The sequence below is a fragment of the Shewanella colwelliana genome (genome assembly GCF_001735525.1).
Taxonomy (GTDB): Bacteria; Pseudomonadota; Gammaproteobacteria; order Enterobacterales; family Shewanellaceae; genus Shewanella; species Shewanella colwelliana.
This window is the reverse complement of the sequence record NZ_MCBT01000040.1, coordinates 32,005-55,246: the sequence shown is the minus strand read 5'-3', so window position 1 is coordinate 55,246 and position 23,242 is coordinate 32,005. Positions and strand designations below refer to the sequence as shown.

Annotated in this window: 23 protein-coding genes; 12 read left to right on the top strand and 11 right to left on the bottom strand. The window is 45.2% G+C overall.

The window, feature by feature from the left end; genetic code table 11:
* Window positions 1-18: 18 nt before the first annotated feature.
* The gene (locus tag BEL05_RS12305) at window positions 19-504 is read right to left on the bottom strand and encodes a YajQ family cyclic di-GMP-binding protein (protein WP_028763949.1); all 486 of its coding nucleotides are present in this window, start codon (window positions 502-504) and stop codon (window positions 19-21) included.
* A 157-nt stretch (window positions 505-661) separates the two neighbouring features.
* Between BEL05_RS12305 and BEL05_RS12300 the strand changes: the two genes are divergently transcribed.
* From BEL05_RS12300 to BEL05_RS20935, 4 genes are all read left to right on the top strand, one after another.
* Window positions 662-1,024, top strand: a complete 363-nt coding sequence (locus BEL05_RS12300) for a VanZ family protein (protein WP_028763950.1) — start codon at window positions 662-664, stop codon at window positions 1,022-1,024.
* 20 nt (window positions 1,025-1,044) lie between these two features.
* Window positions 1,045-1,989: a ketopantoate reductase family protein gene (locus BEL05_RS12295; protein ID WP_051413095.1), complete on the top strand. Its 945-nt coding sequence runs from the start codon at window positions 1,045-1,047 to the stop codon at window positions 1,987-1,989.
* A gap of 92 nt (window positions 1,990-2,081) precedes the next feature.
* Window positions 2,082-3,584 (top strand): sodium-dependent transporter, encoded by a 1,503-nt coding sequence (locus BEL05_RS12290; RefSeq protein ID WP_069671342.1) that lies wholly within the window; start codon window positions 2,082-2,084, stop codon window positions 3,582-3,584.
* A gap of 9 nt (window positions 3,585-3,593) precedes the next feature.
* Window positions 3,594-3,713 carry a MetS family NSS transporter small subunit gene (locus BEL05_RS20935; protein WP_139151878.1) on the top strand — a complete coding sequence of 40 codons (120 nt, stop codon included), beginning with the start codon at window positions 3,594-3,596 and terminating at the stop codon, window positions 3,711-3,713.
* Here BEL05_RS20935 and BEL05_RS12285 read toward each other — a convergent pair.
* Window positions 3,710-4,594: a LysR family transcriptional regulator gene (locus BEL05_RS12285; protein WP_028763952.1), complete on the bottom strand. Its 885-nt coding sequence runs from the start codon at window positions 4,592-4,594 to the stop codon at window positions 3,710-3,712. The genes BEL05_RS20935 and BEL05_RS12285 overlap by 4 nt on opposite strands.
* A gap of 153 nt (window positions 4,595-4,747) precedes the next feature.
* Here BEL05_RS12285 and BEL05_RS12280 point away from each other — a divergent pair, with 153 nt between their 5' ends.
* The 4 genes from BEL05_RS12280 (at window position 4,748) to BEL05_RS12265 (ending at window position 9,685) form a co-directional block, all read left to right on the top strand.
* The gene (locus tag BEL05_RS12280; RefSeq protein ID WP_028763953.1) at window positions 4,748-5,104 is read left to right on the top strand and encodes a MaoP family protein; all 357 of its coding nucleotides are present in this window, start codon (window positions 4,748-4,750) and stop codon (window positions 5,102-5,104) included.
* Between the two features lie 222 nt (window positions 5,105-5,326).
* Window positions 5,327-7,324, top strand: coding sequence for a flavohemoglobin expression-modulating QEGLA motif protein (locus tag BEL05_RS12275; RefSeq protein WP_069671341.1), 1,998 nt, complete (start codon window positions 5,327-5,329; stop codon window positions 7,322-7,324).
* Between the two features lie 105 nt (window positions 7,325-7,429).
* Window positions 7,430-8,092, top strand: a complete 663-nt coding sequence (locus BEL05_RS12270) for a phosphatase PAP2 family protein (RefSeq protein ID WP_069671340.1) — start codon at window positions 7,430-7,432, stop codon at window positions 8,090-8,092.
* 153 nt (window positions 8,093-8,245) lie between these two features.
* Complete coding sequence (locus tag BEL05_RS12265; RefSeq protein WP_069671339.1) at window positions 8,246-9,685, top strand: methyl-accepting chemotaxis protein; 1,440 nt, start codon at window positions 8,246-8,248, stop codon at window positions 9,683-9,685.
* A 58-nt stretch (window positions 9,686-9,743) separates the two neighbouring features.
* Here the strand turns inward: BEL05_RS12265 and BEL05_RS12260 are convergent, their stop codons facing one another.
* The 6 genes from BEL05_RS12260 to BEL05_RS12235 form a co-directional block, all read right to left on the bottom strand.
* Window positions 9,744-10,628 (bottom strand): DMT family transporter, encoded by an 885-nt coding sequence (locus tag BEL05_RS12260; protein WP_028763956.1) that lies wholly within the window; start codon window positions 10,626-10,628, stop codon window positions 9,744-9,746.
* Window positions 10,629-10,774: 146 nt separating this feature from the next.
* Window positions 10,775-12,316, bottom strand: coding sequence for an AbgT family transporter (locus BEL05_RS12255; RefSeq protein WP_069671338.1), 1,542 nt, complete (start codon window positions 12,314-12,316; stop codon window positions 10,775-10,777).
* Between the two features lie 161 nt (window positions 12,317-12,477).
* The gene (gene kdsA, locus BEL05_RS12250; protein ID WP_028763958.1) at window positions 12,478-13,326 is read right to left on the bottom strand and encodes a 3-deoxy-8-phosphooctulonate synthase; all 849 of its coding nucleotides are present in this window, start codon (window positions 13,324-13,326) and stop codon (window positions 12,478-12,480) included.
* A gap of 65 nt (window positions 13,327-13,391) precedes the next feature.
* Window positions 13,392-14,645: a DUF819 family protein gene (locus BEL05_RS12245; RefSeq protein ID WP_028763959.1), complete on the bottom strand. Its 1,254-nt coding sequence runs from the start codon at window positions 14,643-14,645 to the stop codon at window positions 13,392-13,394.
* 115 nt (window positions 14,646-14,760) lie between these two features.
* Window positions 14,761-15,540 (bottom strand): transglutaminase family protein, encoded by a 780-nt coding sequence (locus tag BEL05_RS12240; protein ID WP_037428555.1) that lies wholly within the window; start codon window positions 15,538-15,540, stop codon window positions 14,761-14,763.
* Between the two features lie 8 nt (window positions 15,541-15,548).
* The gene (locus tag BEL05_RS12235) at window positions 15,549-15,935 is read right to left on the bottom strand and encodes a SirB2 family protein (protein ID WP_028763961.1); all 387 of its coding nucleotides are present in this window, start codon (window positions 15,933-15,935) and stop codon (window positions 15,549-15,551) included.
* Between the two features lie 133 nt (window positions 15,936-16,068).
* On the opposite strand from BEL05_RS12235, the gene BEL05_RS12230 reads away from it, so the two are divergent.
* Window positions 16,069-16,503, top strand: coding sequence for a GNAT family N-acetyltransferase (locus tag BEL05_RS12230; protein ID WP_069671337.1), 435 nt, complete (start codon window positions 16,069-16,071; stop codon window positions 16,501-16,503).
* A gap of 355 nt (window positions 16,504-16,858) precedes the next feature.
* Window positions 16,859-18,067: a class I SAM-dependent methyltransferase gene (locus BEL05_RS12225; protein WP_069671336.1), complete on the top strand. Its 1,209-nt coding sequence runs from the start codon at window positions 16,859-16,861 to the stop codon at window positions 18,065-18,067.
* A gap of 123 nt (window positions 18,068-18,190) precedes the next feature.
* On the opposite strand, the gene prmC is transcribed toward BEL05_RS12225, so the two are convergent.
* From prmC to hemA, 3 genes are read right to left on the bottom strand one after another with little or no spacing between them, the layout of a single operon-like run.
* A complete protein-coding gene (gene prmC, locus BEL05_RS12220; protein WP_069671335.1) occupies window positions 18,191-19,033 on the bottom strand; it encodes a peptide chain release factor N(5)-glutamine methyltransferase in 843 nt (280 codons plus the stop codon).
* 35 nt (window positions 19,034-19,068) lie between these two features.
* Window positions 19,069-20,154 carry a peptide chain release factor 1 gene (gene prfA / locus BEL05_RS12215; protein WP_028763965.1) on the bottom strand — a complete coding sequence of 362 codons (1,086 nt, stop codon included), beginning with the start codon at window positions 20,152-20,154 and terminating at the stop codon, window positions 19,069-19,071.
* Between the two features lie 13 nt (window positions 20,155-20,167).
* A complete protein-coding gene (hemA, locus tag BEL05_RS12210) occupies window positions 20,168-21,418 on the bottom strand; it encodes a glutamyl-tRNA reductase (protein ID WP_028763966.1) in 1,251 nt (416 codons plus the stop codon).
* A 272-nt stretch (window positions 21,419-21,690) separates the two neighbouring features.
* Between hemA and lolB the strand changes: the two genes are divergently transcribed.
* Window positions 21,691-22,320 carry a lipoprotein insertase outer membrane protein LolB gene (gene lolB, locus BEL05_RS12205; protein WP_069671334.1) on the top strand — a complete coding sequence of 210 codons (630 nt, stop codon included), beginning with the start codon at window positions 21,691-21,693 and terminating at the stop codon, window positions 22,318-22,320.
* Between the two features lie 3 nt (window positions 22,321-22,323).
* The gene (gene ispE, locus BEL05_RS12200; RefSeq protein WP_028763968.1) at window positions 22,324-23,178 is read left to right on the top strand and encodes a 4-(cytidine 5'-diphospho)-2-C-methyl-D-erythritol kinase; all 855 of its coding nucleotides are present in this window, start codon (window positions 22,324-22,326) and stop codon (window positions 23,176-23,178) included.
* The last annotated feature ends 64 nt before the right edge of the window (window positions 23,179-23,242 follow it).

Here is a 23,242-nt window from a genome sequence, read left to right as displayed (position 1 = left end):
TTTTCATTCAGATTAAGCTTAATCCCTGAAGTTATTAAACTGGAATGGTTGACCTAAATCAGACTCTCTGGCCAACGCCATCACAGCTTGTAGGTCATCACGTTTTTTTCCTGTCACACGAACGGAGTCGCCTTGAATAGCCGCCTGAACCTTTAGCTTGCTGTCTTTAATCTGTTTCACCAACTTTTTCGCCACAAGGCTTTCTATACCCTCTTTGAAAGTCACTTTAAGCGAAAAGGTTTTACCGCTATGAATAGCTTTTTCAGCCACATCCATCGATGCAGGATCGACATTACGTTTACTCAGTTGATTTCGTAGCATATCCACCAGCTGCTGACACTGGAAGTCTGACTCTGAGGCCAAAGTCACCTGATGATCTTTATAGGTAATTTCGCACTCTACGCCCCTAAAATCGAAACGACTATCCAGTTCGCGACGCGTATTATCGACCGCATTACGCAGTTCAACTTCATTCACTTCTGAGACAATATCCATTGAAGGCATATCTTTACTCCTACCAATAACAATTTTATTGACGTTAGTTTACCTGCTCGCTCACCCTTGGAGCAAAAAAAGTTAACCAGCACAACAAAGTAATTATTAATGACTTTAAGATGACATTTTTTTATGATTGATAAAACAACTCGACTCAACAGATTCCGTGATAACAAGAAAAAGCCTTTTTAAATTAGCTCTGCTCTTCGCGTTAATTGTGATTAGTTACCTCGTTTTCTCTCGACCCAATTACCCTCAAGTGATCCCCAATATGGATAAGCTTGGCCATTTAGGTAGCTTCTTCTCATTAGCCCTGCTAACACACCTAGCGTTTGAGCCCAGATGGCACACTTTAGCCGTGGTACTTGCCGGCTATGCAATGTTTATTGAATTGGTGCAATCAAGATTGCCTTATCGCAGCGCGTCTTTTGCCGACTTTGTCGCTGACATGTTGGGTGTACTGCTGTTTTATTTTGGTCTTTGGCTCTATCGTCGCTACGTCAAAGCCAGCGCGATTAAAAGTGAATGACAAATCAAGGCGAACTGAAGATGCACTCAAGTCCTGAGCAAACAACAGCCAATAACATCGCAATTCTTGGCGCTGGAGCCATAGGTCAGTTGATTTTCCATCAATTAGCTGACCAAGGTGTTGCCGCTAAACTACTCGTCAGACGCTCAGAAAACACTGAAAAAAAACTGACAATTACGACGTTAGACGGACAGACCTCGATTCGAACGGCGCAAATGATATGTGTCGATAAATTAGTGCAACCACTGAGCGATATCAATCTACTTATCGTCTGCACTAAGGCCTACCAAGTGGTCGATGCGGTATCGGCGCTTTTACCCAAACTCGCTGACGATTGTCATATTTTATTGCTCCACAATGGGCTTGGACCACATATCGCATTATCCAGTCAGTTAAAACATCATGGGTTGACCCTAGGCACCACCTCACAGGGTGCACTTAAAAACACGCCATGGCATGTGACTCAAACGGGGGCTGGGATTAGCCAATTGGGGCCTTTTCAAGGACCAGTTCTCGCCCCCGATTTACAAGCACTGCTACGAGGGACGCTACCCAATAGCCAGTGGTGCGATCCTATTTTGCCTATGTTATGGGAGAAACTGGCCGTAAACATCGCCATTAACCCCCTTAGTGCAATTCATCACTGTCGCAATGGGCAGCTTGCCGAACCACAATACAAATCCACCATCGATGCACTCTTAAAAGAGGTGGTCACAGTAGCTCAAGCTGATGGCATAGCACTTGATAAGTCGGCCTTGTCCGATCGGGTATTTAACGTCATAGCACTGACCCAAACTAACTACTCCTCAATGCATCAAGACGTTCATCACCAGCGAAAAACTGAGATAGATGCGATTACTGGGTATCTACTTACCCGAGCCGAAAGTCATGGTATTACCGCTGCCACTAACCAAGCCCTTTATGAGCAACTGAAACAGTTAGAGCAAAAATATCTCGACGCTTAAGTAAGGTTTTTTCCAAATATTTCCGACCTCTACCGCTATTAGCGACTAAAATACCTCTATGCCCAAAGCATTCGTCAGCGCAGAGGATGAGGATGAAAAGAGAGCAATGGAATTCACGAGTCGGTTTTATCCTTGCAGCTGTAGGTTCAGCCATCGGCTTGGGTAACATTTGGCGCTTCCCCTATATGGCCTACGATAACGGCGGCGGTGCATTTTTTATTCCCTACCTATTTGCCATGCTGACTGCGGGCATCCCCTTTATGATCATGGAGTTCAGCTTAGGGCATAAATTCCGCCAAACGTCTCCACAAATATTCGCCAAACTGGGCAACAGTATCGGTATCAAACTTGAGTGGCTTGGCTGGTTCCAAGTTTTTATCGCGGCGGTAATAGCCGTTTACTACGTGGCAATTATCGGTTGGACCATCTCCTATTTAGGATTTTCGTTTAGCCAAAGCTGGGGCGACAATCCCAACCAATTTTTCTTTCAAGATTACTTAAAGCTCGGCAACAACTCGCCTTCGAGCCTAGGCGATTTTCAAGCGGGTATCGCTATATCCATGACATTAGCATGGACAATGACCAGCATCGCCATTCTGTCAGGTGTCAAAAGCGGTATAGAACGCGCCAGCAAGATAATGATGCCATTACTGTTTATTATGGTTTTGGTACTAATTGTTCGTGTACTCATGCTACCTGGCGCCCTCTCTGGGCTTAATTACTTGTTTGAACCAGACTTCAGTCGCTTACTCGATACCAGCGTCTGGTCTGCCGCATATGGCCAAATATTTTTTACCCTCAGTGTGGGATTTGCCATCATGTTGGCCTATTCAAGTTATCTGCCCAGCAAAGCAGACATCAATAACAATGCCTTTATGACAGTGTTGATTAACTGTGGTTTCTCCATATTAGCTGGCATCTTGGTATTTGGTGTACTGGGTTATATGGCCGAGCAACAGATGAAACCGCTAACTGAGGTAGTTTCATCTGGCATTGGCTTAGCGTTTGTCACCATTCCAACGGCCATCAACTTGATGCCCGCTCCCTATATTCTTGGCCCGTTGTTTTTTACCGCACTAGTGATAGCAGGGCTTAGTTCGCATATTTCCATTATAGAAGCGGTAACCAGCGCCGTTATCGACAAATTAAACATATCTAGGAAGATGGCAGGCGCAATAGTTTGCGGGACGGGTTACTTAGTATCGATGGCATTTGCGACCAATGGTGGTCTATTGCTGTTAGATCTAGTCGATTACTTTATCAATAACATCGCGCTGCTTCTGAGCTGCTTGATTGAATTATTAGTGATTGCTTGGCTATTAAAGATTGCCATATTGCGCCAGCACGCTAATCAGCGTTCAGAGTTTAAGATTGGGGCTTGGTGGGAAATCTGCTTACGCTTTATCAGCCCTACTATCTTGTGTGCTATTTTGTTGAAAAACCTCTATATCACCCTAGTTGAAGGCTATGGCGACTATCCAATTGCCGATCAACTTTTCTTAGGCTGGGGGCTAATCGGCACCATGCTGTTCTTCGCCATTCTCATTAACGCTGTCGGTAAAAAAGATAGTTTTCCCACAGATGAATATAAATAAGGACGACCCATGAGTTACAGCGCCATGATTATGATGTTACTCACTCTACTAATCACTTGGGGCGGTGCAGGCATTTGTATTGCTATCGCCATGAAGCGAAAAACAAACACCGCCGCCCCTGAACATTAGTTTTGCTGGCCAGCCTGCTGCAGGGTATAGGCAGTCGACGGATCAATTTTTGCCACCAACGCCTCTATTTTTGTGATGGCATCCAATGCTGTGCTGTCTTTTCGGTAGTTAAGATAGATGGGGCGACTCCACGCCTCAACATTGTCTACTAGAAATAACTGCTTCGCGGCAATAAATGGCGCCACTATTGAGTACGGTAAATAAGCAGCACCCGATTTATCGAGTATGAAATCCAATGCTATTCGACCAGTAGAGGTTCTCAAGTAGGGTGCACTGTGACTATGGTGTCGTTCTGCATGTTCTGAGGCAAACTTTGTTCCCCAGTCCACATAAACATATTGCTTTGACAGAGCATCTCCCTCATTGCAGGCTTCTGTGGCAACCAATACCAGCACCAAATCTGCGACCTGCTTAGATACCAGTTCATCAGACTTTAGAGGATCAAAACTGAAGGCCATATCCAAGGTTCGCTCAATCAAATTTCGATGGAGCTGCTCGCGGCTTAATGCTTCTGCTTGAAACCCATACCCTTGAAACTCCTCAGTGACTTTGCTCAAACAATGTTGAAGGTAGGCATCCCAGATATTTGGTGTGCCAGCCATCATCAATTGCAACGCTTTATGGTTAGCCAATGCCAGCTCGTTTTTAGCCTGCTCCAAGGTATTAACCATCACTTCAGCGTAAGCCACCAAACGCTCACCAGAGGAGGTCAGCTTGATGCTATTGCGGTCTCGAATAAACAGTGGCGAGTCAAAAAAGGCTTCAAGCTGTTTAATCCGCGCACTAACCGCCGCCTGAGTAATGTAAAGGTTCTCCGCTGCACGCCCAAAATGACGAGTTTGTGCCACCTCTAAAAAGGTTTTAAAAACTTTTACATCCATAAATCAGCCTCTGTAAAATTCACGCAGAGAATAACAATTTATCGTTATAGTGACGATAAAAAAATTTTGCTTCTCTTTTTCATCCAAACGTCATAATTTCGCGATTAAATAAACCCGTAGTAAAAGCGTTTCCTTTACATTGTCGAGGCTGTTATGTCTGAAGAGTCATTCCGTTTTGGTCAAAAGCGTTTTTTTGATGATAAAAACTTCCCTAGAGGCTTTAGCAAATCAGGAGAGTTTACGCTGTCTGAAGCTGAAATTTTAAGCCTTTATGGTGATACCATGCTAGCGTTTGAAGCTGGCCAGTTAGAGCCGGAAACGGCAGAAGAGAAGCATTTCATTAAGGTTTTAAAACACCCTAACAAGGCTAACACCAAATTAGAACACGTGTGGGTGAAGTACACTAAACTCACTCGTGAGCCTAAAAAATTCCACACCCTCAATAGCACCAGCAATAAGCGCGTTGAGAGCGTCACCTACAGCGAAAGCTACAACGAAGAAGTTGCTTAAATAACGTAACTTTTTGTCTGCGCTTACCTCATTAGGCGCAGGCAAAAACCTAATTAATTTATTTAGGTTCACCTTGCACGCCCTACTGTGCTCGATACAGAGGATTAATCCCAATTAGTCCTATGATTTATTGCATTCCGTGCAATGGCCACATCTGGCTTGCGTAATCCCCATCAACGTAATAACGTTTATCGTTAATAATAAGAAACCAGCACAGTGCATATGAATATTCAATCTTATACGCTCGAACAGATGTTAGCGTTAATCAAACGCGGAGAAGTGTTTGCAGGTCAATTAGAGTCCTCAGGATGCATCATTAAGATAGAGGAATACCTTCCCGTAGTCAGTACCGCAATTCATGCCGGCCATCAAGTTAGAAATGATCTGGTAAAACTGTGTCAATTAAACGCTGAAGAGCGCTATTTAGAAGAGAACCCCTATACGGACGAGCTACTTGCCTCGCAGCCGATCACATTAGCCTGCACAGATTCTCGATTTGAGTACGACCTCAATAAACCTAAAAGCCTGAGTACTTATTACAAGTCAGCATGGCAAAAACAAGTATGGCGTAAACCACTGAGCGATAAGCAACGCGCTATTAGCCAAGCCAAACACAATGACTTTTATATACTCTACCAAGCACTCATTGCCAAATTGGAATCAATGTTTGGCATGGTCATGGTGTTTGACCTACATGCGTACAACTACAAACGCGAAGAGGTACGTACACCAACATTCAATATTAGAACCGCTGGCATTGACATTGAGCGCTGGGGGGATGTAGTAAAGAAATTCCAAGCCGAGCTCACTCACATCACCTTGCCACATATGGATGTCGATGCCGACACCTTAATTTCAGAAGACAAGCAAGGCTATCTGATCACTCATACCAATGCTCACTTTGACCGCACCTTAGTGCTGCCACTGGCGATAAAGAAAGTGTTTATGGATGAGCTAACAGGTGAGGTTTATCCCATCGTGCTTGATGACCTTAAACTGGGTCTTAAGCACGCATTCAGTATCACGAGTGCTTATTTTCAACGTAAATTTAACCGCCGTAGCAAAATTCGCCGTGCAGATATGCTTAGCAGTGCCATTGAACCCGCGGTACTGGAAATTGATGCAAGTCTCTACAGGCTGGCGCAAAAAGTCGATACCCTAAAGTATGTTAACCCAACCAATTTAGCCTCGGAAAAAAAACGTTTCTTTAGAGAACTGAACCGCTTTAAGCCTGCGTTTAAATATCGGCAACTGCCTATCGACGCCAACGAGTTTAAATATAGAATCTACCGCCTACCGATAGACAATATCTCCGATCCAGCGCTTAAACAGATGTACAGCGACGTGGTAAATAAGTTAAGTGAACAAGTTGACCTACTTACCAGTGTTGGCCAGGAAAGCTTTGTTTATAACGCATTGCGTTACCATGGCCGCCCTGATCGCAGTGCGATCAGTAACGCCAAATTCCTACTTTATGCCAAAGAGATCCCTGAAGCCGACGGCGAGCGTTATGATGCCAAAGCGGCTTGCGAAATGATGAAGCAGCAAGCAGAACAATGGGGCATGCAATGCAAAGTGGCGACCAGCAGCGCTATAGTGGCCAGAGCTATGGTCAGCTCCTTGCCTGCACAGCTAACCGTCAATAGCCAAGCGGAGTTTAGTCACGCCGAAGTACAACGCCTTATTCAACATGAGCTCGGCATCCACATGGCCACGACCCTAAATGCTAAGCAACAGCCGCTTAAAGTGCTCAGGCTTGGTCTGCCAGGTGCTACCCATACGCAAGAAGGCTTAGCCATTTTAGCCGAACTTCACGCCGGGTTTATGGCGCACGCGCGACTTAATACTCTCGCCTGTCGAGTTTTGGCCGTCGATTCCATGTTAAGAGAACAAGACTTCTATCTCACCTTTAATTATCTGGTTGATGAAGTAGGTATGGATAAGGACAGTGCATTTGTGACCACTGCGCGTGTCTATCGCGGCGGTGGTTTTACTAAAGATCATCTCTACTTAAGTGGCTTCCTGGAGATGCTTCATTTGTCGAAAACGCGCGATCTCAGCAACCTTTTGGTTGGCAAGACCAGCGTGCAGTATTTGAGCCTTCTAGATGAACTTGTCCATCGAAATTGGCTAATCGCCCCAAAATTCAATGTCACCCCAGTCCAGAATTTTGAACAAAACCCTAGCCTAAACTATTTAATTGATAGCCTACGCCACTAAGTTCCTAACGACTTAAAAATGCCGTCCGAAGACGGCATTTTGATAATCTAGGTAACTGGCGTAAAGTATGAAGCCAACAGATAACTCAGAGCCAATTACCTCTCTATGCCACAGTTCTTGTTTCCCAAGACACTTAAAGGCTTTAGCCTACTTTATATCCTGCTCGCGTCTTTATGTCTGGTGAGTATCAGCTACTTCGACCGAGATCTATCATCACTCATGCACACCCACTCGCTAAATCGCGAATGGTTTAAGCTGTTTAGCTATACCCCCGTATTACTCGAATTGATGGCCGCGTTAGTGATAATCGCCTGCATCGTTAAACAATTTAGGGCTACCTATTTACACTTAGCCATTGCTCTATTAGTAACTCTGATGCTGGCGTTCATCGTGCGACTTACTGCCAAATTTATTTTTGGCCGCACTTGGCCTGAGAGCTGGATAACCTTACCGACTGGCCACAATCCTTCGTGGATCGCCGACGGTATAGAAGCATTCCATCCTTTCGCCCATGGTCTTTCTTATAATTCGTTTCCATCAGGCCATGCGTTATTTACCAGCGCACTGGCACTCACCTTTTGGCGACAATTCCCCAAGCTCTGGCCGTTATGGACAGGACTTATGCTCATCGCGATTGCCGGACAACTGGGGATGAACTATCACTTTCTTGGTGACTTGATCGCTGGAGTAAGCTTTGGATTACTGGTGAGTCACTGCGCTATGCTGCTAACAGCAAAAATCGCATGGCAGCCACAACAAAATAGGTAAATAAATACAACAGATGTGAATCAATTGACACTAATGCTTCTACATGCAGCTATTATAGATACGTACTGTATTTATTAATAAAAACAGCGTAGGTTAACTTAAAGCTGTTATCGGCATAAATCTTTAAATATTACGCACCATTTGGAAGAGACTATGAAAGAAGTCAATTTTCGCTCCATAGACAAGTTATTCATCAAAATGTCCATCAATGATAAGTTCTGGGTCATTTGGGGCTTGTTTTTTATCGCACTCACCAGTGTCGCAGTGTTGCGGTATCAAGATAACATTGCACAAATAGAACAAGAGTCTCTTAGCACTCTTGAGGCTAAACTCTCTGGGGCTGTGCGAGCCTTGGATGTAAGTGGTCAAAGCGACAAATTAGCCATGCTTAACATTCAGCAAGCCAGTGCACCCAAATCATCTCGCAGCGGTGATGCCATTACAGCCGTTGTGCGTAATCAAGCCGGACAAAACCTCAGCATGACAGAAAATGTCGGTAATGCCGAAAAGTCTGCTAAAAGCAGCGCTTTCTCTAGCCTATTGCTAACCTACCTCTGGTTACTGCCATTTAGCGTTTTACTTTATTGGAATGCGACCTTCATCGGCGGCGCACTCTGGGTGCTCTGGACAACCACTGAAAACATAGGAAAGGGCGACCTTACTTCACGCCTGGGCTTTCATCCTGGGCGTGATGAGTTTGGCACAATCGGCTGTGCATTGGATAAGGCAATGGATACATTGACCGAACTAGTGGTAACCGTTAAAGACAACGCTAATACGTTACATGGTACCGCCTCTTCCTTCGCTAATGAGAATAGAGAGAGTGAAGAGCAGATTCAGCAGCAATATCTGTCACTCGACTCAGTAGCAACGGCAATGGAGGAGATGACGGCCTCTGCGGCAGAAGTATCAAGTATCTCCACCAACTCAGTACAGCAAGTGGAGCAAAACTCCGCCTCTATCCGTCAGAGCTATCAACGAGTTCAGCGTGCCATTGAGGATATAGAGCAGCTGTCAGGGTTTATTGAACAAACCTCAGATTCTGTTAGCACCCTAAAAACCAACGCGACCAAAATTAATGAGGTGATCACCACCATTAATGGTATCTCTGAGCAGACCAACCTCTTAGCACTCAATGCGGCAATTGAAGCGGCACGTGCCGGAGAGATGGGGCGTGGCTTTGCCGTCGTGGCAGATGAAGTACGAACCCTTGCCAGCCGCACCCAGGCTGCAACCGTCGAAATTCAGAGCATGATTGAGAACTTGCAATTAGAGACCAACAACATTGACAGCATCACTCAAAATACGGTGAAGCAGGCGCAATCAAGCCAAGCCCTGATCACCGAGATTGGTACCGATGTCAGTTCAATCACCGAGTCATCGCAAAGCGTTATCGACATGAGCTTTCAAATTGCGGCCTCCTCACAAGAGCAGAGTGAAGTGGCCAATGGTATTGCCTCTGAATTGAGTGAGATAAGACAGAAAGCCAATACGATTAAAGATCTCGCCAACCAATCTTCACACGGGGTGAGTCAACTATCTCAAGCCTCAGAAAGCTTAGGTAAAATCTTAGCTAGGTATCAAACCGCTTAAACGCTATGCGACAATGTCACCTTGCCGTTAACCGCAAGGTGGCATTGTCAAATGAGAATTAGCTCCACATCACTAATACCGCCGCAATACCAATTAACACCAAGGCTGCGACATCCTTAATTTTTACCTTCTTTTGTAAAAATAACGTAGAAATTAAAATGGTAAAAAACACTTCAACCTGACCCAATGTTTTCACATAAGGCACGGCCTGCAATGACATTGCGCTGAACCAGCCAATTGACCCCATACAGCTAGAAAGACTGATAAGTAGTGTCAACCTAGGCCGTTGCCAAAGCGCCAATAGCGTCGCTCTATCTTTAATAGCAAGAAACAGCAATAAACTGAGGGTTTGTATACCAATTACCCACAACAGCACCCAAGCAGCCCGATGTGGAAATGGTATATCTAGACATAAACTTGCCTCCCTCACCCACAAAGAGGTCAATGCAAATGCACTGCCACAGGCTAAACCAATTAGCAGCGTCGCGAGAGAAAGGTGTTTAATGCCTTCGCGAGTACTCATCATAAATATGGCGGTTGCACCGACAATCACCCCAATCCAGCCCAAGACACTGAGATCGGTACCAAAAAACAACACGCCAAAAATGGCGGCTACAATCGCCTCACTCTTAGCAAGCCCCGCTCCAATGGCAAAGTCACGCATCTTAAACAGTTGCACCATTAATGCGGTGGCGAGGATCTGCATCGCAGACGCACCGATAACATAAGCCCAGAACGGTGCAGTAAACAACTCAAAAGTGATCGGTGTGGTTATCGGTTGCCAAAGAGACAAGCCATAGAGATAGAGTGCTGCAAACGGTCCAGCCCAAATAAAGCGCGCCAAAGTCACACCCGCCACCTTAACATCAGCACTTAACTGGCTTTGAAACGCATTACGCCATGCCTGCATAAAGGCCGCAAGCAGTGTGAAAAATACCCACATATCAACTTATCCCAATCTTGTTAGCCATCGATGATACGTGCAACGATAGAGGACTTCGAGCAGAAACTGATAAGCTGAGCATTCTTCAATTGCCCAAGCTTATAGCCAAAAAAATAGAGCCTCCAAAGGAGACTCTATTTTAATTACTAGTATGTGTAGCTCGCGCCTAGCCCTAACGGGATCCCCAGCGACCAGTAGAGCAATAACCACGCACTCCAAATCGAAATCAAGGCTAAGCTAAATGGCAACATCATCGAAATAAGTGTGCCGATGCCAATCCCTTTCACATACCGCTGACAGTAAACCACAACTAATGGGAAATAGGGCATCAACGGGGTAATGATGTTAGAGCTTGAATCACCCACTCGATAAGCTGCCTGAGATAGATCTGGACTAATATTGAGCTGCATTAACATCGGCACTAATACCGGACCTATCAAGGCCCATTTTGCCGATGATGAACCGACAAATAGGTTCACAAACCCCACCAGCAGAATCATGCCGACAATGGTAATTTCGGCAGAGAGGTTCATCGCCTTCAGCGCACCGGCTCCTTCAACCGCAATCAAGGCACCTAGATTAGAGGCTGAAAACGCAGCAACAAACTGGGCACAGAAAAACGCCATCACAATATAGTGTGCCATGCCGCTCATCGATTTTGACATGGCTTGCACGACATCAGATGAGTTAGTAAATGTCTTTGTTAAGTAGCCGTAGACCAAACCTGGCAACATAAAGAAGATGAAAATCAATGGCACTATCGATTTCATCAATGGGGCACTAAAACTGGTCAGCGAGCCATTGGCATCACGCAAGGTAGAACTCTCTGAGATAGTCAGTGAAAAGAAACCAAGAATAGCAACCAGCATCACTAAACTGGCAATGCGAAACGCCTTCATCTCAGCGACGGTAGTTTGCTCCATCACAGGAATATCGACCGCTTCACGGTTAACCTTATGGGTACGATTTAAGCGCGGCTCAAGCACTTTATCTGTGAGGTACCAAATAAGCAGCGTAATAGGAATACATGACGAGGCAGCAAAAAACCAATTATTGAGAGGATTAACTTGAATAGTTGGATCAACTATTTGCGCTGCCGATTGGGTAAAACTTTGCAGTAAGGGATCAATACCTGATGGAATAAAGTTAGCGCAAAAGCCACCCGATACGCCGGCAAATGCCGCAGCGATACCGGCAAGTGGATGACGACCGACCGTAAAGAAAATGACTCCAGCAAGAGGAATAACTACCACATAACCAGCATCGGTTGCGGTATGAGAGATAATCCCAACCAATACAACCGCAGGCGTCAGCAGTTTTGCGGGGGTAACCTTGAGCATCTGTTTTAATGCTGTATTGATGTACCCCGAGTGTTCTGCAACCCCGACACCCAACATTGCCACTAAAACCACGCCCAGGGGCGCAAATGCGGTAAAGGTCGACACCATGGTGGTTAGGAAGTGAGTCAGCGCTTCGGCACTCAGTAAGTTAGTCACCTCAATAGGCGCGTCAGTTCTTGGGTCTATTGCATCAAAGCTCATTCCAGAGAGTAATGCTGATAGCCCCCACACGGAAAACAGCAAGATTAGAAACAGCATAGCCGGATCAGGCAGTTTATTGCCCACCCGTTCAATCCCATCCAGTGCACGGCCCAGCAGCCCCGGCGCCTGAGTTTCATTCGACATCATCTCATCCCTCTTATTTTTTATTGCCGAGCATCTTCTACCTCAGCGTTTTTTAATATAGCAGCAGGATACATAGGCAGACTGTAACCAACCTTAAAAATGCTCATATACCAGATAAAACAAAGCCCCGCGAATGCGAGGCTCTATGGATTGATGTTAAGTCATTACTTACTGGTATCGATAGGATCAAATGACTTAACTAAATCATCGATTGCCTTCATTTGTACCAAGTAGTTCTCAAGCTGATGCAGTGGTAATGCACATGGGCCATCGCATTTAGCATTATCAGGGTCTGGATGTGCTTCAATGAATAAGCCAGCCAAGCCTAACGCCATACCACTGCGGGCCAATTCGGTTGCTTGAGCACGGCGTCCACCAGCACTGTCGGCGCGTCCACCTGGACGTTGCAATGCATGGGTCGCATCAAAGATAACTGGGTAGCCAGACTGTTTCATCTCATCCATGCCCAGCATGTCGACAACAAGATTATTGTAACCAAAGCTTGAACCACGCTCACATAAGATGATCTCATCATTACCGGCTTCGTTAAACTTGGTAATAATATGGCGCATCTCATGCGGTGCTAGAAACTGCGGCTTCTTCACATTGATGATAGCGCCAGTTTTTGCCATCGCGACCACTAGGTCGGTTTGACGCGCAAGGAAAGCGGGGAGCTGAATAATATCAACAACCTCTGCAACCGGAGCACACTGATAGGTTTCATGCACGTCGGTAATGAGTGGCAGATTGAAGGTTGACTTTATCTCTTCAAAAATCTTTAACCCCTCTTCCATGCCAGGGCCACGGTAAGAGTTGACCGATGAGCGATTAGCCTTATCAAATGACGCCTTAAATACATAAGGAATACCTAACTTCTGCGTCACTTCAGCATAAGTTTCAGCAATCTTCATGGCAAGATCACGCGACTCGAGCACGTTCATACCGCCAAAAAGAACAAACGGCTTATCATTGGCGATCTCAATGGCGCCTAGTGTAATAGTTTTATTACTCATCAGTAATTTCTCTCTCAAAGAGCCGAGGCAAAACCTCGGCATTAATCAAACTCTTTACTCAGATTTTAAGAAGCGACAACTTGTAAAACCTGACCACATAACCATGCCATATAAGTGCCTACAGCATAGCCCAGTACCGCTAAGAGTACACCTACGGGCGCTAATGCGGGGTGAAAAGCCGCTGCAACCACTGGTGCAGATGCCGCGCCACCAACGTTTGCTTGGCTGCCAACCGCCATATAAAACAGCGGTGCACGAATCAGCTTAGCCACCAGTAGCATAAAGCCAGCATGAACCAGCATCCAAATAATACCAATAGCGAAATACCACAAGTTAGCAGGGTCAAAGAGTTTAAATACATCCATATGCAGACCAATGGTCGCAACTAAGATATAGAGAAACGCCGACGCCACTTTGGACGCACCAGCGGCTTCTAAATGACGCACAGGGCTAAAGGACATCGCCAAGCCTATCGTGGTCACGGTAACAATCAACCAGAAAAACTTAGAAGTCAGACTGTAATCACGGGTCCAAGGATAATTGGCCTCAAAGAACGGACCTAAGAAATCGGCAATCATGTGTGCAAGACCCGTGATGCCAAAACCAACCGCGACGATCATCATTAAATCACGCAAACTCGGAATACGTGCGTTTTCTGCGTGATACTTTTCAACCTTCTCTTTTAAGCGTTCAATCGCGGAAGTATCAGCCCCGGTTTTCGCATCAATCTGTTTCGCTTTTGAGGCCATAAACAGCAATACTGCCATCCAGATATTAGCCACAATCACATCCACGGTGACCATTATTGAGAAGATGTCACCACCTACTTCATAAATCTCTTTCATCGCCGCTTGGTTAGCGCCGCCGCCAATCCAACTACCGGCTAGGGTTGTCATACCACGCCAAATCGCTTCAGGGCCAGTAACACCTAAAACATCGGGATTAATAGCCGAGATAATGAGTAACGCAATAGGGCCACCAATGACGATCCCCACGGTACCGGTTAAAAACATGACAATCGCTTTCGGCCCAAGGCTCATGATCGCCTTAAGGTCGACACTTAAAATTAGCAGCACTAAGCAGGCAGGTAATAAGTAGCGTGACGCCACAAAATAGAGTTTTGAGGTATCACCATCAAGAATGTTAAAGGAGTTAAGTAAGGATGGTAGGAAGTAACAGAGCAATAGCGCCGGAATAAAACGATAAAACTTAACCCAAAATGGATGGCTGCTGCTATTGGTGTAAAAAACAAACCCTAAGATCACCGCTAGCAGGCCTAAGCCAGTGGCATCATTGGTGACTAATGCGGTACCGCTCATATTAACTCCCTTTGATATCATTCAATTTATTATTTTTAGTTATGATGTGTTGTGTCAACGTCTAGCAAACAAAGAAATAGAGGCTGTAACCATCCGTCATTCAGCCTCTAAAACACTAGTGATAGATCTCAACCTCATCGTTGAGCTCTTTTAATTGCAGCTTAACCAGTTCGGTGACAGGATCATGGGGACTATTATCAACAAAATGCTGTAAGTCAGCTGCTGCGACATTGATACAGCCTAACTGCTGAGCTATAAACGCCCGTTCACGATTCAAATTAAGATCATCACTATGCCACTGCAACAACAGATTACAGCACTCCATAGCGCTCTCAAACTGATGGGACAAAATAGCCCCAGCTTTTAATTCATGAATCATCCGTGACAATACGCGTTTGAGACTAGCAGGCTTTAAGTAACGAGGCTTAAATGGTGCGCCATTACCTAACTCACCACGCACTAACACATGCAGTTGATGCTTAGTGATATCTTTCCCCGTCAACGGATCAATATAGCGCACCTGCTTGTCGATTCGGCTACACAACACTGTGTTCCCCGGCAACAACAAAGGTTCTAAGACTAAATCGAGTTGTTTAGCCAGCAACATTAATACCGCTGATAACGTGGTGCTGTTTCCCTGGCGTGTCGTGATACAACTGGCCAAATCTGCGGCTTCTACACTGAAATATGAGTCTCTGGCGCAAAAGCCCAAATCCTGATAAAACCAATGTAGCAGCGCATTCAATCTATCGTTGCGATCGACAACATAATGGCTAAGTACTGCGCCTGCTAATTCAAGCCAAGCCCATTTAGCGCTGTCTTTCTTCGAAAAACCTAAATGTTCGGTAATGTCAAACGCACTCTCGGGCAGTGAGAGCTCATCATTAAGGATCATTGCTCTGATTAACCCATTAATACTGCTTGCTTAAACATTGCAATCTTGGCCGCATAAACGATCCAAGCAATAGCACCAAGCGCTGCAAACACTTTGAAAAGGGTATTTCGATTGGCTTTAAGTGCGATAGTCGCTAAGAATATGTACGCCACAACAGCACCGATTTTTTCGGTAAGCCATGCATCTTGAAACGGATACTGTTTGATGATGAAACATAAAGTCAAACCTGATAGCAGCAGCAAAGTATCGATGACATGAGGCGCTATTTTTACGAACTTCTTATCCATAATCGGCGACTGTCTGATGTGCAGTACAAAACGTACAATAAAAAACAACACACTGAGGGCAATAAACGTAAGGTGAATATGCTTAATAGCTGGGTATAAACTGTCCATTATAAGTTCTTTCGTTGCTCGCAAAGGCGCTAGTGTACCTGATCCAATGCACCATAACCAATATCATCAAACGAATATCCGCGATAAACTGTACCCAAACATCTAAAGCCACAGTCCGATGAAGAGCCAAACTATGCCGCTAACTTTTGCACACGACAATTCAGACACATTCGCCGACGCCATAAAACAAAAAATTGCCGAGTTTAATTGGCAACATTGGGAGGTCAGTGAGCGCTTACCTCTAGGCCTGAAGTTAGAGAATGAACAAGGTGTATTGCTTGCAGGCCTGTCCGCACGTACCTTCGGCAATTGGTTAATGATTGATAATCTTTGGGTAAGTGATGCACTACGCGGTCAGCGGGTCGGTAGTCAGTTGCTCGACGAGGCTGAGAAAACAGCCAAAGAGCGCGGTTGTATTTACGCCGTTTTAGATACCCTCAACTTTCAGGCTAAGCCCTTCTATGAAGCCCGCGGCTATCAACTACAATGGACCCAAGAGCAGTACCCTAAAACGGGCTGCAAGTATTTTATGACAAAGACATTATCAAGTGTTCAAACTAACATTTAACCATTACAGTTCTAGAGTAGATAAGCTAACTCCCCAATGTACGTTTAAACTAAAAGATGCTGATTAAGGCGAAATTGGATGACCGCCCATAAGCATAAATAATAGGGAGACTCAACAATCAATTTCACCATTGGTAAGCTATCGGGTAAACGCTTAGCTGTGACATAGGTTTTTGCTAATGGGGTTAAAGTAACATAGATTAAATAACATTAAGCTATTAACACTATTATCAATTTACCTCGAATTTTGATTATCCAGCTATTTCGCTAATTTGATGCCATCAGGCTTGTTTTGGATAGCAACAAACTTCTTTACCCTTTAGCATAACCAATTGTGCCTTATGAGGAGATGGACCGTGGATCAAACAACTAAAAAAGTAAAAAGTATGTATGAAAGATATCCCTATCCATCTGGGAATCCGTCCATAAGAGCAGGTTTTGATGCAAGATTACTTTTAAGTTATGTGGCAAAGAAAAAAGATACCGATACACCACTACATGTTTTAGACGCTGGGTGCGGACGTGGCCCAGGAGTTCTTGGCGCAGCTTCTCTTCAACCAAATGTAAACTTCACGGCTATAGATATTAATAGTGTTGGTTTAGCGCAAGCAAAAGCCAATGCGGAAGCTCGAGGGCTCACCAATGTGAATTTTGTACAGGCAGACCTGATGACACTGGAGGGAGTTGACGTTCCTCCAGGTGGGTTTGATGTTATCTATTCGTCCGGCGTATTACACCATTTGGCAACCCCTCAAATCGGCCTTAATAACCTAGCCAATATTCTTGCGCCACACGGAGTTATCTCTTTAATGCTCTATGGTAGTTTCGGTCGACAAGCTCTATACCGACTAATTGAAGGAATCGATATAGTCTCCTCTAATAAAGACGAAATTGAAGATAGATTACCACTTGCGAGAGTATTGACAGAGGAGGCTGATAACACAATTTTTAAAGGCAACTATTGGCAAGGTACCTATAGAAACCCCGATGTTGAGTTTGTCGATACTTGCCTAAATGTCAACGAAGTGAGCTACGATGTCGCTTCTCTATGGAAGTTCATTGATAGTGCGAAAATGAAGTTTGTTCGTTGGATCGATCCTGATGTCTGGTCAGTAGATAGACGTTTTAACAACCCTATGCTATTAGCAAGACTTAGGGAATTGAGCGAGTTTGAACAATATCAAGTAATTGAAAGATTATTCGAAATCCCAAAGTTAGAGCTTATTATATGTAAAGCTGATAATACTGCTGCTGAGAAGGTGGATATAGCTGAGTTAGAGTCCAGTCAATTTGCGGTAAACCCTGAAGCTTCATTTTCAGTGGAAAAGCGGAACTTAAACCAGTCTCAAAGAATTGAGAGCTTGAGCTATAAGATTAGGCATAGCAAAAGTCAGTCGGTAACCGATCCTCTACTAGCACAAATAATATTGCTTCTTGCTGAACAGACAACATGTTTCACGGGTAGCGAGATAATCAGTGTGTTGAGTCAGAATGGCGCAGATAAAAACTCAGCCATCGAGTTAATATACGAGTTGCTTGAGAAAGAGATTATTTTCATCCCCTAACGATATTCTGAAGGTAGAAGACACACTTCTACCTTCAGGTATAAACGACTGGCATACTTTCAGTTGTTGAAAGCTTATCAATTTATCTAATACAACCAAGCTAAATGGTGTATTAATGTGCCACTATCTCGGCCAGCGGCCTAAAGTGCAACGGTCATTGCTGCCAAAGTCTCTCACTGTTGCCACAGCCTCATACCCAAGCTCAATCATCTTGGCGCGCACTGTAAGCGCCTGGCCAAAGCCATGCTCCAGCACCAAATAACCGCCTGGCGCCAAATAGTCTCGCGCGCAATCGGCAATATGAAACAGGTCGGCATATCCATGCTCACCCGCGGTTAATGCACTCTGCGGCTCAAACCTCACATCACCTTGAGAGAGATGTTCATCCTCTTCATCGATATAAGGTGGATTTGAGACGATTAGGTTGAAATCATACTGAGTGATTGCATCAAACCAATCGCTTTGCAAAATATTTACCTGAGGCAGTTTTAAGTTGTCTCGATTAGCTTTTGCCAATGCGACCGCTTCAACGACCTTGTCCACGGCAGTCATTTGCCAGCTGTTACGCTCAAATGCCAATGACAGGGCAATCGCCCCAGTACCTGTGCCTAAATCGAGCACCTTAGCGTTATCAGCCAAGGGCAGATTGAGGGCGGTTTCAACCAAAATCTCGGTATCAGGACGTGGAATAAGCGTGGTAGCGTTTACCATAAATGGCAATGACCAAAACTCGCGCTCACCAACGATATGCGCAATGGGCGTGCCGATAAGCCGTCTGCTGACCATCTTTTTAAAGGCCGTCACCTGCTCGGAGGTCAAGCGTTCATCCGGCCAGGTATAGAGATAGCTACGTTGCTTATGAATGATATGCAGCAGCATGACTTCAGCGTCAAGCTTTGCACTGTCTGAGATCTCAACGAGTTGAGATGAAGCCCAATCTAGGGCTTCAGATAGTGTCTGAAACAAAGAATATCCTTAAAAGCCTTGTTAGTTGACGAAGATTAATCTTCGCCTAACGCTGCTAACATGTCGGCTTGGTTTTCCTGCATAAGCGGCTCAATAATCGCGTTCAAATCGCCTTCCATCACCTCATTCAGACGGTAAAGGGTCAAATTTATGCGATGCTCACTCACGCGACCTTGTGGGTAATTATAGGTGCGAACACGCTCAGAACGATCACCACTGGCCACCAAACTACGGCGAGTCGTCTCCTCTTCGCTACGGCGCTTCTCATCTTCAACAGCTTGAATACGCGCGGCAAGCACACTCATTGCTTGGGCACGGTTCTTGTGTTGTGAACGTTGATCTTGGCACTCAACAATGATGCCCGACGGAATATGGGTAATACGAATCGCAGAATCGGTTTTGTTAACGTGCTGTCCACCCGCACCTGAAGCGCGGAAGGTATCAACCTTTAAATCAGCAGGGTTAATTGAAATGGCTTCAGCTTCTGGAACTTCAGGCATAACGACGACAGTACAAGCTGAGGTATGCACACGCCCCTGAGATTCAGTTTCTGGTACACGCTGAACACGGTGTCCACCCGACTCAAACTTGAGCTTACCGAAGACACCTTCACCAGAGACTTTAACGATAATCTCTTTAAAGCCACCATGCTCACCTTCATTGAGAGTCATGACTTCGATTTGCCAACGATTGGCTTCACAATAGCGGCTGTACATACGGTATAGATCACCAGCAAAAATAGCAGCTTCGTCGCCACCAGCTCCTGCTCGGATCTCAACGAAAGCGTTATTATCATCTTTAGGATCTTTAGGAAGCAGCAGAATTTGCAGCTCAGCTTCGAGGGTTTCTAAAGTGGCTTTAGCCTCTTTTATCTCCTCTTGCGCCATCTCTTTGAGATCAGCATCATCTTCGCTTAACATCTCTTTAGCTGATTCAATATCTTCTTCAGCTTGCTGATAGGCTTTGAACGTTCTTACCACATCTTCAAGTTGAGAGTACTCTTTGGACAGAGCGCGAAAACGCTCCTGATCGGCAATGATGCTCGGATCGCTCAGCAGCGCCAACACTTCTTCATTACGCTCAAGCAAGCCTTCGAGCTTGCGAATAACACTGTCCTTCATTCCAACGCTAACCTTAGTCTTTATCTAATCCAAGTGCTGTGCGCAATTGTCCTATGCTGTTTAAGTCGCCTCGGCGGCTTGCAGCAGTCAGAGCCTGAGTTGGGGCATGGATCAATTTATTGGTTAGCTTATTGGCCAATTCCAGTATTAGCTGTTCGCTATCACCGCCTTGGGCTAACTTATTGATTGCTCGCTCAACCAGTTCATCTTTTACCGCCATACTTTGGGTGCGGTACTCACGGATGCTGTCGACCGACTCTAACGATCGGATCCACTCCATGAAAAGATGAGATTCCTCTTCAACAATTATCTCAGCTTGCTCGGCAGCCTCTCTTCGAGAGGCCATATTCTGTTCAATGATACTTTGCAGGTCGTCAACCGTATACAGGAAGGCATCATCAAGATCCCCCACTTCAGCTTCAATATCTCTAGGAACTGCTATATCAACCAATAACATAGGCTGATGACGACGCTGCTTCAGCGCTTTTTCTACCATGCCTTTACCAAGGATCGGTAACGGGCTGGCGGTAGAGGATATCACGATATCGGCTTTAGGGAGATACTCTGGTATCTGTTCGAGTGTAATTGCTGTCGCACCGAACTCTTCACACATGGCTTCGGCACGTGAAACCGTACGGTTGGCAACAGTCATTGTCTCAACGCCATTGTCTTTTAAATGGCGCGCAACAAGTTCTATGGTTTCACCAGCACCAATTAGCAGTACTTTTGTGGCGCTCAGTGCAGAGAAGATATGTTTAGCCATACTGACGGCCGCAAACGCAACGGATACTGCTGCAGCGCCAATCTCAGTTTCAGTGCGGACTTTTTTGGCAACAGAAAAGGTATTTTGAAATAAACGGTCCATAGTGACCGCTACCGTTCCAGCTTCTTTAGCCTTCACAAAGGACTGCTTCACTTGGCCAAGAATCTGAGGTTCACCCAAAATGAGTGAATCAAGGCCTGCTGACACTCGCATCAGGTGCTGCACAACTTCTTGCCCCTGATATTTATACAAGCAGGGCAATACATCTTCATGAGCGAGTTGGTGATACTCTTCTAGCCATGCGATCACCGCCTCTTCTTCACCCGTATTGCAGTAAAGTTCGGTACGATTACAGGTAGAGACGATCACCGCTTCACCAGTCTTAGTGTGGCTGGCTAAGCTTTTCATCGCATCATGAATTCTATCAGGCGCAAACGCTACTTTTTCGCGTAGGTCTACCGTGGCTGTTTTATGATTAATACCGATTGCTACAAGGCTCATCTGACTCTTTCTGGTCTCTAGGCATCTCACTTATTGGGTGCCATTCTACTGAATTGAACCAACTAAAAACAGAATACGCTTAACAAAACCGAATAATAATCTCGGTTGTTACACGCTTTCGTGATTAATGATGGCCTTAAAACTGACTAAAATCGCAATGAATGAAAATTAGTCATTGCTAACGCTAGCCTAGGCTAGCAGGAAATTTGGCAATTAGCATTGGTATTTGGAGACAGCCCTCGTATGATATGGGCTAGTTAATCAGGCTATAGATGAATAATTTGAACTACTTCACAAAAATGGCTGTCCCCCTAGTAGGATTCACCCTCCTAACACTCACAGGTTGCGCTAATCGTGTGCCAATCAATCTGAGCGCCACCGACGTGACCCATGTTAACCAAGCCTCAGCTTGGGAGATGCAAGGTAAACTCGCCGTTCGCACCAGCGATGACAAATTTAGTACCAATCTATATTGGCTGCATACCCAGGCAAGTAATGAGCTGCGGTTAACCACTATGCTTGGCACCACAGTAATGTCCTTGACCAGTGATAGCACAGGGTCAACATTAGAATTGGACGGAAAAACCTACCACGACGCAGATGCTGAACGCCTATTAAAGCGATTAACCGGTTGGTCAATTCCAGTCGCAACCCTCCCTTTATGGATCACGGGACAGATATCGCCTAGCGATGAACTGCTTAGCCAAGATGAACAATTACGGCCAATCAGTGCTCGTAGCACCAACTCCCCCTCACCTTGGCAAGTCACCTTTAATAGCTGGCAAGTACAAAGTGGTGCACAGCTTCCTAGATTATTACAACTCTCACGTGACGATGTTCGACTAAAAATACAAATTAACCAATGGCAAGCATTGGCTCCCACACCAAACAATGCTGGATAAATTATGAAAGACAATCGCTCCAACCATTGGCCGGCACCGGCAAAACTTAACCTATTTCTGCATATCAATGGTCGCCGAGCCGATGGCTATCATGAGTTGCAGACACTATTTCAATTCATTGACCATTGCGATTATCTCGACTTTGCCGTTAACGATACAGGAACGCTCACCTTGCACTCATCAATGAATGATGTTGTCGCACATAGCGATAACTTAATTCTGAAAGCTGCAAAATCGCTACAAGAGGTCACTCAAACGACACTTGGCGCTGAGATTTGGCTAGATAAACGCTTACCGATGGGAGGTGGAATAGGTGGCGGCTCATCGGATGCAGCCACGACACTGGTAGCGTTAAATCACTTATGGCAAACCGGATTATCAAGCCAAAAACTAGCTGATATTGGTCTCTCTCTAGGCGCTGATGTCCCTGTATTTATTAATGGTTTAGCCGCTTTTGCAGAAGGTGTTGGCGAGCACCTTCAAGCAGTAGATGTCGCTGAGCCTTGGTACTTGGTTATCACGCCAAACGTACATGTTTCTACAGCATTAATCTTCCAAGACCCAGCATTACCCCGCGATACACCCAAGCTTAACCTAGCCGATTTAATGAGCAACCCCTGGCGAAATGATTGCCAACAACTGGTCAGCAATCTTTACCCCCAAGTTGCCAAAGCATTAGCGTGGCTGATAGAATATGCGCCGTCCAGAATGACCGGAACGGGAGCATGTGTTTTCGGGGTTTTCGATACTCGCCAGCAGGCAGAAGATGCTTTTGCTAAAATGCCAGTGGATTTGAGCGGTTTTATCGCCAAAGGGACAAATAAATCACCATTAGTGCTGCGATTAGCGCAATACTAAAAATCATGCGGGATAAGGCTATTTATCCCGATCATTATCATAAAGCATACGCCTGAGGTTCATA